Annotated in this window: 12 protein-coding genes, 1 tRNA gene and 1 riboswitch; of the genes, 8 read left to right on the top strand and 5 right to left on the bottom strand. The window is 73.0% G+C overall.

Features of this window, described 5'->3' with window-relative positions; translation table 11 throughout:
* Positions 1-431: 431 nt before the first annotated feature.
* Complete coding sequence (locus GA0115233_RS41975) at positions 432-803, top strand: NPCBM/NEW2 domain-containing protein (protein ID WP_255310420.1); 372 nt, start codon at positions 432-434, stop codon at positions 801-803.
* Positions 804-810: 7 nt separating this feature from the next.
* On the opposite strand, the gene GA0115233_RS31050 is transcribed toward GA0115233_RS41975, so the two are convergent.
* Positions 811-2,904: an asparagine synthase-related protein gene (locus tag GA0115233_RS31050; protein ID WP_093723644.1), complete on the bottom strand. Its 2,094-nt coding sequence runs from the start codon at positions 2,902-2,904 to the stop codon at positions 811-813.
* 716 nt (positions 2,905-3,620) lie between these two features.
* Here GA0115233_RS31050 and GA0115233_RS31045 point away from each other — a divergent pair.
* The 4 genes from GA0115233_RS31045 (at position 3,621) to GA0115233_RS31030 (ending at position 8,906) form a co-directional block, all read left to right on the top strand.
* Positions 3,621-5,045: an MFS transporter gene (locus GA0115233_RS31045; protein ID WP_093723643.1), complete on the top strand. Its 1,425-nt coding sequence runs from the start codon at positions 3,621-3,623 to the stop codon at positions 5,043-5,045.
* Positions 5,046-5,131: 86 nt separating this feature from the next.
* Positions 5,132-6,346 (top strand): L-2-hydroxyglutarate oxidase, encoded by a 1,215-nt coding sequence (gene lhgO / locus GA0115233_RS31040; RefSeq protein ID WP_093723649.1) that lies wholly within the window; start codon positions 5,132-5,134, stop codon positions 6,344-6,346.
* A 276-nt stretch (positions 6,347-6,622) separates the two neighbouring features.
* Positions 6,623-7,486, top strand: a complete 864-nt coding sequence (gene trmB, locus GA0115233_RS31035; protein ID WP_176712005.1) for a tRNA (guanosine(46)-N7)-methyltransferase TrmB — start codon at positions 6,623-6,625, stop codon at positions 7,484-7,486.
* Positions 7,487-7,538: 52 nt separating this feature from the next.
* A complete protein-coding gene (locus GA0115233_RS31030) occupies positions 7,539-8,906 on the top strand; it encodes a PrsW family intramembrane metalloprotease (RefSeq protein WP_093723642.1) in 1,368 nt (455 codons plus the stop codon).
* Positions 8,907-8,985: 79 nt separating this feature from the next.
* Here GA0115233_RS31030 and GA0115233_RS31025 read toward each other — a convergent pair whose 3' ends face one another.
* The 4 genes from GA0115233_RS31025 to GA0115233_RS31010 all read right to left on the bottom strand — a co-directional run bounded on the left by GA0115233_RS31025 (position 8,986) and on the right by GA0115233_RS31010 (position 13,036).
* Entirely contained in the window at positions 8,986-10,011 is a 1,026-nt protein-coding gene (locus GA0115233_RS31025) for a M23 family metallopeptidase (RefSeq protein ID WP_093723641.1), read from the bottom strand.
* An 11-nt stretch (positions 10,012-10,022) separates the two neighbouring features.
* A riboswitch (cyclic di-AMP (ydaO/yuaA leader) is annotated at positions 10,023-10,180 on the bottom strand.
* 318 nt (positions 10,181-10,498) lie between these two features.
* Positions 10,499-10,572 (bottom strand) — tRNA-Met (locus tag GA0115233_RS31020).
* 83 nt (positions 10,573-10,655) lie between these two features.
* Positions 10,656-11,840, bottom strand: a complete 1,185-nt coding sequence (locus GA0115233_RS31015; RefSeq protein ID WP_176712004.1) for an alginate lyase family protein — start codon at positions 11,838-11,840, stop codon at positions 10,656-10,658.
* Between the two features lie 68 nt (positions 11,841-11,908).
* Positions 11,909-13,036, bottom strand: coding sequence for a dihydrofolate reductase family protein (locus GA0115233_RS31010; protein WP_093723640.1), 1,128 nt, complete (start codon positions 13,034-13,036; stop codon positions 11,909-11,911).
* A gap of 59 nt (positions 13,037-13,095) precedes the next feature.
* Between GA0115233_RS31010 and GA0115233_RS31005 the strand changes: the two genes are divergently transcribed.
* The 3 genes from GA0115233_RS31005 to GA0115233_RS30995 all read left to right on the top strand — a co-directional run bounded on the left by GA0115233_RS31005 (position 13,096) and on the right by GA0115233_RS30995 (position 16,650).
* Positions 13,096-13,584 carry a MarR family winged helix-turn-helix transcriptional regulator gene (locus GA0115233_RS31005; RefSeq protein WP_093723639.1) on the top strand — a complete coding sequence of 163 codons (489 nt, stop codon included), beginning with the start codon at positions 13,096-13,098 and terminating at the stop codon, positions 13,582-13,584.
* A 105-nt stretch (positions 13,585-13,689) separates the two neighbouring features.
* Positions 13,690-14,310 (top strand): GTP cyclohydrolase II, encoded by a 621-nt coding sequence (ribA, locus tag GA0115233_RS31000; RefSeq protein ID WP_093723638.1) that lies wholly within the window; start codon positions 13,690-13,692, stop codon positions 14,308-14,310.
* A gap of 102 nt (positions 14,311-14,412) precedes the next feature.
* A complete protein-coding gene (locus tag GA0115233_RS30995; protein ID WP_255310419.1) occupies positions 14,413-16,650 on the top strand; it encodes a hypothetical protein in 2,238 nt (745 codons plus the stop codon).
* The last annotated feature ends 10 nt before the right edge of the window (positions 16,651-16,660 follow it).

Raw genomic sequence — 16,660 nt, 5'->3', positions numbered from 1 at the left:
CGCGCCGGTGAAGGCCGGTATCGCCGCCGGTGTGGTCGCGGCGGCCGCGGCGGCGGTCGCCCTCGCGCTGGTCCGCGAACCCAGGACCCGGCCCCCGAGCCGGACGCCAAACCGCCGGTGACCTCCCACGCGCCGGTCGTCGACGGAGTCCCCCGCACCCCACGCCCTCGAAGAAGCAGCCCCAGCCGGCCCCGCCCGCCGTCGCGCCCGCGCCTACCCCCACGCCCACGCCCACTCCAAAGCCGAGCCCGACCCCCACGCCGGAGCCCGAGCCGAGGAAGCCGACGTCCACGCCGAAGCCGACCCCCCCGAGGCCCACCCCCACACCGACCCCGACGCCCACCCCGACGCCGACGCCGCCGCCCGCTCCGGCCGACTACCAGTGGAGCGAGCTGTCGTACGACATCACCGGCGACGGCACCGAGCCCGAGATGCGGATCGGCGAGAGCAGCTGGGTCTGGCAGCGCTACGGCGTCTCGATCGACGGCACCCGGTACGCCCACGGCGTCACCGTGCACGGCGAGTCCTCCGTCACCATCGACCTCAACCGGGAGTGCAGCGCCTACCGGGCCCTGGTCGGCGCCGACGACATGAACCTGATGCTGGGCAAGTTCTACTTCTCCGTGTACGCCGACGGGGTACGGCTCTGGCGGTCCGGAATGATCAAGGGCGGTGACCCTGCGGTCCCGGTCCAGGTCGATCTGACGGGACGCAGGACCGTACGGCTGGTGGTGGAGCCGCACAGCCACTTCGACAAGCTGCTGCTGGCGGACTGGGCGGAGTCGAAGTTCTCCTGCCGCTAGCGGCGGTTCAGGCCCGCCTGGCCGTCGCGCCAGCGCCCAGGGCGTTGCGCTGCGGGGTGATGCCGGCGGGGACGGCACGCGCGCGTGCCGGGGTGCCGGTCCAGCAGGTGCCGCGGCGGGCCAGCAGACGGGTGAGCCACAGCTCCAGGGAGACCAGGTCGGCGAGGCCGTCCAGCGGGAGGGGCTCGCCCTCGGCGGCCGCGCGCAGCGCCTTGCGGACCACACGGGCCTCGACCAGTCCGGCCTGCGCGAGCAGGGGGGTGCCGAAGAGGGCCATCAGGTCGTTCGCGGCGACCCGCAGCCCGGTGCGGGCGGCCTGCGCCGCCGGGGCGTGGGACGGGGCGCCCCAGCCGGGCGGCAGGTCGGCGACTCCGGAGCTCTCCAGGACCGTGCGCAGGATCTCCGCGCGGGCGCCGGGCTGGACGCGCAGGGCCTCGGGGAGCGCACGGCAGGCGCGCACGACCTGGTTGTCGAGGAACGGCGCGTGCAGGCGCTGGGAGCGGATCTCGGCGGCCTGCTCCAGGACGCGCAGGTCGGACGCGTGCCGGGCGAGCGCCGCACGCGCGCGGTAGTCGCCGGGGCGCTGTCCCGGGCCGACCCCGAAGCGGTGGGTCGCCCCTTGCAGGCGAACCGATACTTCAGCCAGTGCCTCACCCGTCAGCCAGCGCGCGGCCGGACCGGGTCTGGCCCAGGTGAGCGCCGCCAGCGACGCCCCCACGGCACCTCCGGGTTCGTCGAACCGGCGGTGGAGCAGACGCTCGGCGAGCGCCTCCAGGCCCGCGCGGTACGGGGTGCGGGACAGCTTGCGTGCCGCGCTGTAGACCCGCGCGGGGACCAGCACCGAGCCGTCCGCCTTGGCGAGCGCGGCGACGGGGCGCACCAGGTGGCGCCGCTTGCGGTCCATCAGCAGGTCGGCCAGGCGCGCCGGATGGGCGTCCAGGACCTGGCGGGCGCCGTAGCCGGTGAAGTGGTCGGCGCTGCCCGCCGCGAGCCGGGCCCGGTGGCGTACCGCCGTCACCAGGGAGGCGCCGGGTTCGTCGGTGAGCGGGCCGTCGAGATCGGCGTACGGGAGGGTCTCCTCGCCGCCGGTGACCACGACGTGGTGCAGGCGCGGGTTGGCCGCGAGGGTCCCGGCCCGCTCCAGCTCGGACTCCCGGCCGCGTACCGCGAGGTCGTTGAAGGTGACCGCGAGCAGCCGCTCCCCCGCGCCGGTGCCGTGGCCGAGGACGGTGCCGGGCATACCGGGCAGGCCCGCGGCGAGCAGGGCGAGGGTGCCGGAGGCGGGTCCGCCGGAGAGGTCGGCCCCGATGCCGGGCACGGGCATCCCGCGCGCGGCACGGCGTTCGGCGGGGCCCATGCCCGGTACGGGGCCAGGGTCGATGTCGGGGACGTGCCGGGGGGCGGAGAGCCGGGCCCGTACCGCCTCCACCAGCGCGTCCCGTACGGCGTCCACCGCGCTGTCCGGGTCTGCGGGCGGCGCCGCCACCGCGAGGGAGGCGACCGGCTCGTACCCGGCGATCTCGCGCGCGCCCGCCCGCAGGATCAGCGCGTGGCCCGGCGGGATGCGCCGTACGCCCTCGTAGGGGGTGGAGTCGTCCAGGGCAGCGGGGACGTCGGGGGCGGCGAGCAGGGCGGCCAGGTGGCCGAAGTCGAGGTTGGCCTCGATGAGGTCGGCGAGCGGCAGGGCGGCGGTCGCGTACGCGGTGCCGTCGGCCCAGGGGGTGTAGAACACCGGCCGGGCGCCCGCGAGATCGCCGCAGACCATGACCCGGCGGCCGACCTGGACGACGGCCGTGTAGCTGCCGGGCCAGGCGGTCAGATGGCGCAGTGCCCCGCCCCGCGCGGCGAACAGGCCGACCCGCAGCTGCTCGTCGCTGGCCCCGCAGATACCGAGGACGGCGATCCGGTTCTGGGGGTCGGCCTGCACCACGCGCACCTCGTCGGGCCGCCAGTCGCCGACCGCCCACAGCGGATCGGGGTCGCCCCACAGGAGTTGGGACCCGACCGGGTGCACCGTCTCTCCGTCGGGCCCGGTGGCCCCCGCGGAGCCGATCCCGGCGGCTCCCGCGGCGGTGCTGCTCCATCCCACCAACCACCGCATCTGACGCCTCCACAGGCTGTGGACAACCAGTGCACCGTACGAACCGGTTCCCCATGCTGCCATGAAGGAGGCCCGCCGGAGACGCGGCGGCACCGCTGGAGATTCGCCGAATGCGCCCCCGCGGGCGCCCCCATGTGGCTTGGTTGCCCGCCCGGCGCGGCGTCAACACCCGTGCAGGCCAAGGCGATCGCCTGGCCCCGGCGACGCGAATGCGCCCCGGTTCACTCCCCCAAGAACACCCTTCGCGCCCTCAAGTTCCGTGGTGGGAGCGGTAATCGCCCACTGAAGGCAGGGTCGATTTTCGGCCAAATCGGCGTGACGGCACCAGGTTTGGCCACTCTCCGCACATGCCCTGCGCACCACTCGGGGTGCGCGCAGTCCGGGAGGCGGGACCCGCCCCCCGGACCGTTCCGCCGCCCGCGGGGATGGAGGCGGCGGTGTCCCCCAGCCCACTGGATCCAGTACAGCGGGCCGACCCACGCAGGCTCCATGGAATCGCTCCCCCGATGGCCGGAGAAGAGCGCACGGACGGGCGCACAGCCACACAGCGGGAGCACGACGCAACCGTCCGTACCTGAACCGCACTTCAGTACGGACCACAATCCCGCCATCCGGAAGAATGCCCCTTAACGCTTGGGATGCGGCGAACTACGCTGGGTTTACGAATGCCGCGTGGTTATGCCAGCGCGGCAGCCGTCTGTGTCGAGGGGTGGCGCATGTCCAGGGAGCAACGCGGGCCGAACGAAAAGCTCGGCGCCGTTCTCGCCCTCGCGGGAATCAGCAACGCAGGACTCGCGCGTCGCGTCAACGACCTTGGCGCTCAACGCGGGTTGACACTTCGCTACGACAAGACGTCGGTGGCGCGCTGGGTGTCGAAGGGGATGGTGCCGCAGGGTGCGGCGCCGCACCTCATCGCCGCCGCCATCGGCCAGAAGCTCGGCCGCCCGGTGCCGCTCCACGAGATCGGCCTGGCGGACGCGGATCCCGCACCCGAGGTGGGCCTCGCCTTCCCCAGGGACGTCGGACAGGCGGTGAAGTCGGCGACCGAGCTGTACCGGCTCGACCTCGCGGGCCGCCGGGCCGGCTCCGGCGGCATCTGGCAGTCCCTCGCCGGCTCGTTCGCAGTGAGCGCATACGCAACGCCTGCCTCGCGGTGGCTGATAACCCCGGCCGACAGCTCGGTGGCGCGTGAGGCGAGCCCGGCCGAGGGTTCCGGCGCACCGGTCAAAGTCGGCCACAGCGATGTGCAGAAACTGCGGGAGGCCGCCGAGGACGCCAGGCGCTGGGACTCCAAGTACGGAGGCGGCGACTGGCGTTCGTCCATGGTGCCCGAGTGCCTGCGGGTGGAGGCAGCGCCGCTGCTGCTCGGCTCCTACTCCGACGAAGTGGGCCGCGCCCTGTTCGGGGCGAGCGCCGAGCTGACGCGTCTCGCGGGCTGGATGGCCTTCGACACCGGCCAGCAGGAGGCCGCCCAGCGCTACTACATCCAGGCCCTGCGCCTGGCCCGCGCGGCGGCCGACGTCCCGCTGGGTGGATACGTCCTCGCCTCCATGTCCCTCCAGGCGACCTACCGCGGCTTCGGCGACGAGGGCGTCGACCTCGCCCAGGCGGCGCTGGAGCGCAACCGGGGCCTGGCCACCGCCCGCACCATGAGCTTCTTCCGGCTCGTCGAGGCACGCGCGCACGCACGCGCGGGTGACGCGCAGGCGGCCGGGGCCGCGCTGAAGGCCGCCGAGGGCTGGCTGGAACGCTCCCGCGAGGGCGACAACGACCCGTCCTGGCTCGGTTTCTACTCCTACGACCGCTTCTGCGCGGACGCCGCCGAGTGCTACCGCGACCTGAAGGCACCGCGCCAGGTGCGCCGGTTCACGGAGCAGGCGCTGTCGAAGCCGACGGAGGAGTTCGTGCGCAGCCACGGACTGCGGCTGGTCGTCTCGGCGGTCGCCGAGCTGGAGTCCGGCAACCTCGACGCGGCGTGCGAGCAGGGCGTGCGGGCGGTGGAGGTCGCGGGCCGGATCTCCTCGGCGCGCACCACGGAGTACGTGAAGGACCTCCTGCACCGCCTGGAGCCGTACGGCGACGAGCCGCGTGTGGTGGAGCTGCGCGAGCGGGCCCGCCCGCTGCTGATGACGCCCGCCTGAGCCGTCCGGGGTCGGGCCGGTGTTCGAGCGCTTCCTGGTTTGAGGGCATTGTCAGTGGCGCAGTGCACTATCGAAGCCGGGAGGTGATGCGGGTGCGGTCGGTGGCGTACGACTGTGACGTGCTCGTGGTCGGGGGCGGGATCGTCGGGTTGTCCACGGCGTATGCGATCACGCGCGCCGCGCCGGGCACGCGGGTCACCGTGCTGGAGAAGGAGGCCGGGCCGGCCCGGCACCAGACCGGGCGCAACAGCGGCGTCATCCACAGCGGGATCTACTACCGGCCCGGGTCGCTGAAGGCGCGGTACGCCGTGCGCGGCGCCGCCGAGATGGTCAAGTTCTGCGCCGAGTACGACATCGATCACGCCGTCACCGGGAAGCTGATCGTCGCCACCGAGCGGGAGGAGCTGCCCCGGCTGCACGCGCTGGTGCAGCGCGGGCGGGAGAACGGCATTCCGGTGCGGGAGCTGGGGGCCGCGCAGATCGCCGAGTACGAGCCGGAGGTGCGGGGGCTGGCGGCGATCCATGTCGGGACGACCGGGATCTGCGACTTCGCCGGGGTCGCGCGGCGGCTCGGGGAGGCGTCGGGGGCGGAGATCCGGTACGGGGCGGAGGCCGTGGCCGTGGACCGGCGGGCGTCGCTGGGGGTCGCGGTGCGGACGCGCGCCGGGGACGTGGTGCGCGGGCGGGTGCTGGTGAACTGCGCCGGGCTGTACTGCGACGAGGTCGCCCGTCTGACGGGGGACTCGCCGGGGATGCGGATCGTGCCGTTCCGGGGGGAGTACTACTCGCTGGCGCGGGCCTCGCTGGTGCGGGGGCTGGTGTATCCGGTGCCGGATCCGGCGTTTCCGTTCCTCGGGGTGCATCTGACCCGGGGGGTCGACGGGGGCGTGCACGTCGGGCCCAACGCGGTGCCGGCGCTGGCGCGGGAGGGGTACGGGTGGGGCGTGGTCCGGCCCCGTGAGCTGGCGGGGACGTTGGCGTGGCCGGGGGCGTGGGCGATAGCCCGGCGGCACTGGCGGTACGGGGCGGGGGAGCTGCGGCGGTCGCTGTCCAAGGGGGCGTTCACGGGTGCGGTGCGGCAGTTGCTGCCTGCGGTGACCGAGGCGGATCTGGTGCCTGCGGGGGCGGGGGTGCGGGCGCAGGCCGTGCTGCGGGACGGGACGCTGGTGGACGACTTCCTGATTCGGGAGGGGGTGCGGGCGGTGCATGTCCTGAACGCGCCTTCGCCCGCGGCGACGGCGTCGCTGCCGATCGGGCGCGAAGTGGCCCGAAGGGCCCTGTCCGCGCTGGCGGAGGCGTAACTTTCCTCGCCCCCGCCGCCCCTACCCGTCCCATCCTCCAGGGGCTCCGCCCCTTCGACCCCGGTTGCTTGTCCTTCGCCTGCGGCCGGGTGGGGGCTGGTCGCGCAGTTCCCCGCGCCCCTTCATAGCCCGTCCGGCGTTTGAGGACGAGGCCCGTTCAGGGCCGATTCGGGGGTCTGGGGGCGGCAGCCCCCAGGTACGGGACGGGTAGGGGCGGCGGGGGCGAGTCAAAGGCGCCCGAGGAGCCGGAGGCGCTCGCGTAAAATCGGGGGCACTGTGTCTGAGTCCATCCCCACCCCAGCGCCCGCCCCCACCCCCGGTCATCAGCCCGGGGTGTCCGTTCGGCATACCCGGGGGAAGGGGGAGCCGCGGTTTCCGGACGGGCCGAAGCCCGATCCGGCGGGGTCGCACTTCGAGCGGCGGATCCGGAGCTTCCAGCCCCGCCGCAGCCGCGTGACCGCCGGACAGGCGGACGCGCTGCAGCGGCTGTGGCCCAAGTGGGGCCTGGACATCGACGGGCACGGCGTCATCGACCTCGCCGAGCTGTTCGGCAACGACCGGCCCGTCGTCCTGGAGATCGGGTTCGGGATGGGTGAGGCCACCGCGCAGATGGCCGCCGCCGATCCCGGCACCAATGTGCTCGCTGTCGACGTGCACACCCCCGGGCAGGGGAATCTGCTCAACCTCGCCGATCACCTGGGGCTCGACAACGTCCGTGTCGCCAACGGCGACGCCATCATCCTGCTCCGCGAGATGCTCGCCCCGGAGTCCCTCGACGGCCTGCGCGTCTACTTCCCGGACCCCTGGCCCAAGAAGCGGCACCACAAGCGGCGGCTCATCCAGCCGGAGTTCCTCGACCTCGTCGCGCCGAAGCTCAGGCCCGGCGCGATCCTGCACTGCGCCACCGACTGGGAGCCGTACGCCGAGCAGATGCTTGAGGTCCTGACCGCGCACCCGGACTTCGAGAACACCCAGGCCGACGGCGGTTTTGCGCCGCGTCCGGAGTTCCGGCCGCTGACCCGTTTCGAGGGCCAGGGACTGGACAAGGGTCATGTCGTGAACGACCTGCTCTTCCGTCGCGTACAGCAGCCTGTGCGGCAGGACGCGCCGCACCGAGACGAACCCCCCACCGGCGCCTGAGCCCACCGCTGTCCTCTGCGGGCTGCGCCCCTGCCTCGTTAGGGTCGATGCCGTGGCCACCGTTCCCCCGTATCCGACGCACCCCACCGACCCCACCGGCGGCGCGCTGCGGCACGCGCACTGGTGGCAGAGAAGCTGGGTGCGCTACGGCGCGCTGATCACGCTGCTCACGCTCTCCGGCCTCGTCATCCTCGCCCTGGTCCGGGAACAGACCGGCACCGAGGGCTTCCTGGTCGGCCTCGGCCTCGCCGTCCTGCCCGTCCCCCTGCTGATAGCCGCCTTCCGCTGGCTGGACCGGGTGGAACCGGGCCCCTGGCGGAATCTGCTGTTCGCCTTCGCCTGGGGCGCCTGCGCGGCCGCGCTGATAGCCATCGTCGCCAACAGTTTCGCGACCCAGTGGATAGCCACCGCCACCGCCGACCCGTCCAGCGCGGACACCCTCGGCTCGACCGTGATCGCACCGGTCGTGGAGGAGTCCGCGAAAGCCGCGGCACTGCTGCTCGTCTTCCTCTTCCGGCGAAGAGAGTTCACCGGCCTCGTCGACGGGGTGGTGATAGCCGGGGTCACCGCGACCGGCTTCGCGTTCACCGAGAACATCCTCTACCTCGGCACCGCCTTCGGCACCGACCAGCTCACCGGCGAGAGCGGCATCGCCTCCGTCACGGCCGCCACCTTCTTCGTGCGTATCGTCATGTCCCCCTTCGCGCACCCCCTGTTCACCGTGCTGACCGGCATCGGCTTCGGCATCGCCGCGCTCTCCGGCGAACGGCAGCGCTGGCGGCGCGTCCTGCTGCCGCTGTCGGGGCTGCTGCTCGCGATGGGCATGCACGCGATGTGGAACGGCTCCACGACCTTCGGCCCGTACGGCTTCTTCGCGGTCTACGCCGCGATCATGGTGCCCGCCTTCGGTCTGCTGACCTGGCTGGTGATCTGGACCCGCCAGCGCGAGCTGCGCACGGTGCGCGAGGAACTGCCCGCCTATGTGGTCGCCGGCTGGCTCACCCCCGGCGAGCCCTTCGCGCTCGGCTCGATGCGCGCGCGGCGCCTGGCCCGGCAGTACGCCCGGCAGCGCGCCGGACGGCAGGCGGCACGGGAGGTGGCCCGGTACGAGGCCTACGCGACGTCCCTCGCGTTCCTCAGGCACCGGGGCCGGCGCGGCCGCGCGGGCGCCGACTTCGTCGTACGGGAGGCGGAGCTGCTGCGGGAGCTGTGGCGGCGCCGGGAGACCGCCCGGCCGGCCCTCGACCACGCGGCGCGCGCGACGGCACCACCCGTCCCGGTGGTGGCGGCACCCTGGCCGATGTACGGGGTCTACGGGCACCCGGCCCAGCCGACCTACCAGCCCTATCCGGCGTACCCGGCGTACCCGGCGTACCCGGCGTACCCGGCGTACCCGGCGTACAACCCGTACCGCGGTTAGCCCGTGGCGAATGCCGAAACCGGCAGCCCTGACGTCGGGGGGTTGTCGTCAGGACCGCCGGGGTTCCGAGCGGGCTGGATCAGATGGTGAGGCCCTTGCTGCGCAGCCAGGACAGCGGGTCGATGCCGCCGGAGTCGCCGGTGTGGACCTCCATGTGGAGGTGGGCGCCGGTCACGTTGCCGGTCGCGCCGACCCGGCCGATGATGTCGCCGGTGTTGACCTTCTGTCCGACGCTGACGCTGATCGAGGACTGGTGGGCGTACCAGATCTCGGTGCCGTCATCGAGGGTGAGCACGGTCTTGTAGCCGTACGAGCCCTCGTAGCCCGCCGAGGTGATCGTGCCGCTGTGCACGGCCTTGAGCAGCGTGCCCGTGGGGGCGGCGAAGTCCAGGCCCGTGTGGTAGCCGGAGGACCACATCGAACCGGCCTGGCCGAAGGTCGAGGTGAGGGTGTAGGAGGACAGCGGGAGCGTGTACTCCTTGGCCAGCTTGGCCAGCCGCTCCTCCTCGGCCTTCTTGGCGGCCTCCGCCTCGGCCTTCTCCTTGGCGGCCTTGGCCTTGGCCTCGGCCTCCTTCTCGGCCTTGGCGGCGGCTTCCGCGGCGGCCTTCTCGGCGGCAGCGGCGGCGGCCTGGGCGGCCTTGGTGTCGACCTGGTCCTGCTGCTGCTCGGCCTGGGCGATGATCCGGTTGCGCAGCGCCTCGCCCGCGCCCTCGGTGCCCTGGGCGGTGTCCGCGGCGGTCATGCCGAGGGTGCTGAGCGCGTTCGGGGAGCCCTCGGGCTCCGCGTCGGCGGAGTCGTCGGAGATCAGCGGCAGGTCGGGCATGGTGATCGCGACCGGCGGCTTGCCTGACTGCGCGCTGGCCATGCCGCCGGCGCCGACGGCGGCTATGACGCCGACGCCGAGAACCGTGGAGCTGCGGGCGAGTCCACCGCCGCGCTGCTTGGAGACGCGGTGCCGGCCGCGAACCGGGCGAATGGACTCCGCGGTGGGGTTCCACTCCTCCCAGGGGCCCTCGTCGGTGCGGTGACTGCCGTAGGCGAAGGCATCGTCACTCCGCTGGCTCGGCACGAACGGGGCCGTGGTGGCAGGCCGGTTTGACGCCACGTGGGCGTGCTCCTTTCCTTCCTTCTCGCCTACCGGGTTAGCTGACGGGTTCGGAGCAGGAAGGTCTCCTACGCGCGTATATCCGCCCGGATTTGCCCGGTGGATTACGCCCGATTCACCCCAAGTGGTGGTTCCCCGGTTCCCTTGCGGGATTCGGCGCGTGCGCACGGAGCCGACTCTTGTGACGGCTGGGACGACCGCGCTGCGTTATCGAACGTTAATAGACCCGGGGTGTGGATTCCAAGCTGTTCCGCTTGATCATTAAGGAATCCGGCGGGGACTTTCGGGTCACCAGCGGTCCAAATCGGGCGAGTTGACCAGGACTCAGTCGGCGCGCCGCCACTGACGGTGTGTCAGTTGTTATGCGGAGGGCTTCCGTCCGATCACGCGTGGTGACAACGGCGGAGGGACGGGGCGCCAACGGCGGACGGAGGCGCAGACGCACCGAGGGCCGGAACCCTTTCGGATTCCGGCCCTCGGCCTTCAGTAGCGGGGACAGGATTTGAACCTGCGACCTCTGGGTTATGAGCCCAGCGAGCTACCGAGCTGCTCCACCCCGCGTCGGTGAAACCAGTGTACGTCATCCAGGGGATGCGAAGCACACGCATTGATTCAGGGGGCCGCGCGCACTGCGCACCGCTGCCTCATCCGCCGTGGGTGAGGGTCTCCCAGGCCACGAACAGGTCGTTCGTACCGGCGGGGCGGGACCTCTCGGCGAGCTTCCGCGTAGCGGGGCCGCCGATGCCGCGGTGGACCGCGATCTCCAGGACGGGGCCCAGCTTCCCCTCGACCTTGCCGCCGCACAGCCAGGCCGGGGCGCGCTCGCCGTTCTGGAGCCGGGCGTGCAGGTCCAGGGCGGCGGCGAGCCGGTCCTCGGTCTCGCTGTAGAGGTCGACGCCCTGGTGGCGGGCGGTCTCGGCGATGTGGGCGGTGGCGGCGACGGCATGGCCGACGTGCTCGACGTCCCGGCAGGTCTCCTGGGTGACGCCGCTTCGGTACGTCGTCTGCCGGTGCCAGTACGACGTGAGCCGCTGCGGGGTGTTGATACCGGAGCCGGCCGGGGTGAGCGGGAGGCGGCCGTCCTTGTCGAGGTAGAAGTAGGCGGGCACACGGTCGCGGAAGCGGGCCAGGGCCTTGTCGAAGGTGTCGTGGTCGTCGAGGAAGACGGCGATGGCGATGGCGGCGTCGATGGTGACGAGGTCCCGGTCGCCGTTGACGTCCGGGTCCTTCCTGGTGACCTCGGGGAGGTGGGCGGTGCGCAGCATGGACGCGAAGCGCCGTACGCGGTCGGCGGGCCAGCCCGCGCCCTCGCTGTACCGGACGATCTCGGCGGCCCGCGCCCAGGTGGACCCGGTCCAGCCGGCCTGGAGGGCGGCGTTCTCCCCGCTGTGCCGCTTCAGCTCCGCCGACCAGGCGTCCATGATCTCCCTGGCCTTCTCGGCGTGCTGCTTCTTCCCGGTGACGGTGTACAGCAGGGCCTGTGTGTAGGCGGCGAGGGCGTCCTCCCGCTCCTGCGCACACCCCTGCTCCGCCTTGCCGCCCGCGGGACAGTGCACGTCCTCGTACGGCTCGGCCCGGTACTTGTACGCCCCGTACTCGCTGTCCCGCATGTCGAGGTACGCCGTCAGCCACGGTTCCTTCCCCGCGGTGACGTTCTCCCGCATGTCCTCCAGCTGCCCGGCGTCGACCAGCACCCCGGGGTGGGTGAACTCGGCGTCCGCCGGCAGTGCCCGCGCCAGCGTCCGGCTCCCGCTCCCGGCGCCGCCGCAGCCACTGAGCAGCAGACCGACGACCACCAACACGACAGCACGCCCACGTACAGACCTCATGCAGGCAGCGTGTCCCGGCGGGGCGGGGGGCCGCAGGGTTTGTTGGGCCGATCGGAGCTGGGGACGGGTTACTTCAGCAGGTGCCGGTTCGGGGCCTTCGCCCGGTCCTCGTACTCCGGGAGTTCGACCACGACCGCTCCCGCCGAGGTGAGCACGCCCGTTCCGTCCGCCTCGGTCACGAAGGTGTTGGGCTCCCGCCAGGCCGTCACCACCCGGCGGACTCCCGACCCGAGGATCAGGCGGGCGCAGGGGGTGGGGCGGGAGGAGCGGTGGGCGCAGGGTTCGAGGCTGCTGTAGATCGTGGCGGTGGGCAGGCGGGGGTCGTCGGGGGCGAGCTTGGCCAGGGCCGCCTCCTCGGCGTGGACCACGGGGTCGTCCGCCTCGCGGGAGTGGCCGCGGGCGAGTTCGGTGCCGTCGGCGGCGACCACCACCGCTCCCACGCTGAAGGCCGTCTCGGAGGGCGGGCACAGTTCGGCCAACTCGCAGGCCAGGCGCAGCCAGTGGCGGTCGGCGGCGTTCGGGGCGGCGCCGGTGCCGGGGGCCGTGGGCTCGTAGCGCATGAGGACGACGTCCTCGATTCGGCGGGTCTCCACCAGGCGCAGCCGGCCGGGCTGGTAGCCGCCGGGGCCGAAGAGGCGGGGCGCGGCCGGGTCGCCGACGAAGAGGGGGGCGAGGACGAGCTGGAGTTCGTCGGCGAGGCCCTGCTGGAGGAGCTGGGTGTGGATGGTGCCGCCACCCTCGACCATCAGGCGCTCCACGCCCCGGTCGCGCAGGTCGGCCAGCAGCCGGAGCCAGTCCAGGTCGTCCCCGAGGGCGACGATGTCGGCCGCGAGGCCCACGGCCCGGGCCCGCTCCGCGCCCTTGTCGGTCGTATAGACGACCTTGTCGCCGCCGGTGTGCCAGAACTTGGCCGCCGGATCCAGGTCGCCGCTGCCGCTGACGGTGACCTTCAGCGGGTACTCCGGCTTGCCCGCCGCCGTGCGGGCCGCGCGCCGCTCGGCGGAGTTCACCAGCAGGCGCGGGTTGTCGGCGCGGATGGTCCCGGCGCCGACGAGGATGGCGTCGACGCCGGCCCGTACCTCGTCGACCCGGTCGAAGTCGGCGGGGCTGGACAGCAGCAGCCGCTCGGGGCCGGTGTCGTCCAGGTAGCCGTCGAGGGAGACGGCGGCCGAGAGCAGGACGTAGGGCAAGGGCATCGGTGCTCCATCGGTACCGGCGGCTTGGTTCAAGTTTTAAGCAAAACTACACTGGGGGCATGACGACCCGCTGGCTCACCCCCGACGAGCAGCGCGCCTGGCGCGCGTACATCGGTGCCGCCCACCTCCTGGAGGACGTGCTGGACCGGCAGCTCCAGCATGACGCCGGCATGCCGCACCTGTACTACTCCATCCTCGCCAATCTCTCCGAGGCCCCGGACCACCGGCTGCGGATGACGGACCTCGCGGAGCTGGTGAAGATCACCCGCAGCAGGCTGACGTACGCCGTGACCCGGCTGGAGAAGGACGGGCTGGTGGCGCGTGAGGACTGCCCGTCGGACAAGCGCGGCAGCATCGCGGCGCTGACGGACGAGGGGATGGCTGTACTGGAGCGGACGGCACCCGGGCATGTCGAAACCGTCCGGGCCGCCCTCTTCGACCACCTCAGCCCCGAGCAGGTGGGCCAGTTGGAGGAGATCTTCGGCACGGTGACACGGGCGCTGCAGGGCGGGGCGGCGACGGACATGCCCTGGCTGCGTCGGGCGTGACGCACGTCACTCACCAGTTGCTTCAAAGTTAAAGCATGAGCTAGGGTCACCGTCCAAGGATCTGCTTCAAATCTGAAGCAGCAGCCAGGATGACCGGAGACCCGTATGTCCGAGCAGCCCGCCGCCACCCAGCGCTCCCGCGTCCGTGTACCGCTGCGCTTCCATGACGGCTACAGCGTCGACGCCGCCCTCGTCACCTTCCACGGTCTCGCCGACGGCCAGGAGCACGTGGCCGTCGTCCTCGGCGAGCCCGGCCCCGTCCCGCTCGTCCGGCTCCACTCCGAGTGCCTGACCGGCGATGTCTTCGGCTCGGCCCGCTGCGACTGCGGACCGCAGCTGCGCGAGGCCGTCGAGCGGATCGCCGAGCGCGGCGGAGTGCTCCTCTACCTGCGCCAGGAGGGCCGCGGCATCGGCCTCTACAACAAGCTCGACGCCTACGCCCTCCAGGACGACGGCCTCGACACCTACGCCGCGAACGCCGCCCTCGGCCTGCCCGAGGACGCCCGCGACTACACCGCCGCCGCCCAGATGCTCAAGTCCCTCGGCGTCGACACCCTCGACCTGCTCTCCAACAACCCCGACAAGGCAGCCCAGTTGCGGGACCTCGGCATCTCGGTCCGGGACCGCGTCCCCACCGGCGTCTTCACCACCGCCCACAACGTCCGCTACCTGCGCGCCAAGGTCCTCCAGACCCAACACACGCTTCCCCTGGCGGAGTTGGCCTAGCAGACAGGGACAGTAAGGACCCCCGGAAGTCTCAACTCCACTCTGGCGCACGGCCGTTCGACTCCGTACAGTGCAGCGACCGGCTGTTACTCGGGGGTTCCCATGGGGCGCACAGGACGGTTAGGGCGGGCGGGGCTGAGCAGCGCTCTGCTGGGCGCCGGCCTGGTGCTGCTGGGCAGCCCCTGGATGCGGGAACCGCTGTACGAGTACGAGCCGGACACGCCCCTGGCGTTCGTGATCCACCGCTCCCTGTACCTGCCGACCTGGGATCTGTCACCGAGTTCGCAGGGGCTGGCCGAGCCGCTCTACCTCGCGGGCAACACCGCCCTGCTCGTCCTGCTCGCCGGTGTCGTCCTCGCGCCCCGGCCGCTGATCCGGACCACCGCGCAGCCCGGGGTGCGCTGGCTGGCCGCGCTCGGCTCGGGCGTCCTGCTCTCCCTGATCGCGGCCGTGACGTCCTGGGCCGTGGTCAAGACCGACGGCGACTCCTCCCTGCGCTTCTTCGCCTCCCCGACGAACCTGGTGATCGTCAACTTCGTCGTGGACGGGCTCATCTTCGGCGTCCTGCTCGGCCTGGCCCTGGGTCTGCTCACCGTGCCCGGCGGCGCCGGTGCCCGCACGGCCCTGTCCCGTGTCCGTATCCGCGAACGGAGCAGCACCATGGCGCCCTCCGCCTTCGAGGCCCCCGGCGGTGCCGTCGGCGACACCGCCCCCGGGGACACCACCCGCCACCTGTGCGCGGCCGCCTACACCGACCCCGAGTTCACCCGCCGCGTCGTCGAGGACGTCCTGCGCGACGAACTGGGCGCCGTAGCCCCCTCCCCCGGCGTCGACCTGGTCCCCGTGGTCCGGCACAGCCTGGCCGCCCGCCGCCTGCACCGCGCCCGCGACCGGCAGCTCGCCCTGATCTACCTGCTGATAGCCGCCTTCGGCCCCCTGTGGCTGCTCTACGGCAGCTTCGCCCTCAGGTCGCTGGCCGGCGCCTCCCGTCCCCCGCGGCAGACGGCGCGCGGACGGGAGCCGGTGGACACGGGGGCGGCCCTGCGCCGGCTCGTCGGCACCGGCGCCGGGGTGCTGCTCGCCGGGATCCTCTTCGCCCTGTTCCTCTCCGCGCTGCCGCTTTCGGGGGTGTGGAGCTGGCTGGCGGGCTCCTACGCCGGAGGCGTTCCCGCCCTGCTGGCCGTGCTCGGCGGCGGGGGCTGGGCGTACTGGATCATGGCGCGGGCGGAGCTGGACACCGACCGGCGGCTGCGGGACTCGCTGCGACGCGAGAACTTCGTCCCCGACGGCGGCCCCGAGGTCACCGAGGCATGGTCGGCGGCCGGGGTACGGGCCGTGGCCGAGGCACAGTCCGGCAACGTCACCGTCTACAGCGGCTTCTCCCCCTTCGTCGGACAGGGCGTACAGCAGTCCCAGTGGGCGCTGTCCCTGCCTCTGCTGCCCGCGCGGCCCGGGGCCCCGCTCACCGATTTCGACACCTGGGAGGTGGTGGAACGGCTGCGCGCCCGGCTGCGGGACGCCGCCGCACGCCCGCCCGCCGACGGCGGACCCAGCCTCGCCGCCCTTGAGGTCGAGGACCGCGTGTTCGTGAGCGGCACGCGGCTCGCCGGGGACCGGCTGCTGCTGCCCGCCCCGGTCGGGGCCCCCGTCACCCGGCTCTCCGACGACGCCGTACGCGCGATCGCCCTCGACCCGCAGGGCACCCCGCGGCACTGCCTGGCCGCGCATCTGCCGCTGTGGGGCGGCGCGGTGGTGCCCAGTCAGCTGCTGCACATCGCGGTCGTGGGCAGGACCCTGCACCTGCACTGCGACCGCCACGTCCTCACCCCGCTCCGGCCCGACCTGCGCCGCGTGGACACGCTGCCCTCCGCGCCCACTCCCGCGCACCGGGCGGGCGTGCTGCTGACCGCGCTGCGGGGCAGTGGCGCGGCCCTGTTCGGCGCCCCGTGGGCCGTACTGCGCGACGCCTTCCGGGAGTGGGGTGCGCCGCGCAGACAGCGCCGGGAACGGGCGGCGGCACGGACCGACCCCGCCTTCGACCGGGGGGCGCGCATGAGCATCCGGGAGTACGCGATGAGCGCGGAGTACCTGGACCACTTCCAGCGCGTGGACGCCGAGCGGGCGTTCGCGGCGCTGGACCGGCACGCGCTGGCCGCCGTACGGGACTTCCTGGACGAGCACGGGGTGGACACCACCGACTTCCGCACCCAGACCCAGACGATCCTCAACCACGGTGTGCTGCAGACGGGCGGGGTGAGTGTCGTGGCCAACCAGGCGGTGGGCCAGGGCGCGCAGGCGACGACCGGTACGGCCTCGGCGACCGCGCCCGCACCGCAGTAGCCCCCCAACC

The sequence above is a fragment of the Streptomyces sp. DI166 genome (assembly GCF_900091315.1).
Lineage (GTDB): Bacteria > Actinomycetota > Actinomycetes > Streptomycetales > Streptomycetaceae > Streptomyces > Streptomyces fuscus.
Note: the sequence above shows the minus strand (reverse complement) of the source record. Positions and strands in the feature narration are given on the sequence as shown.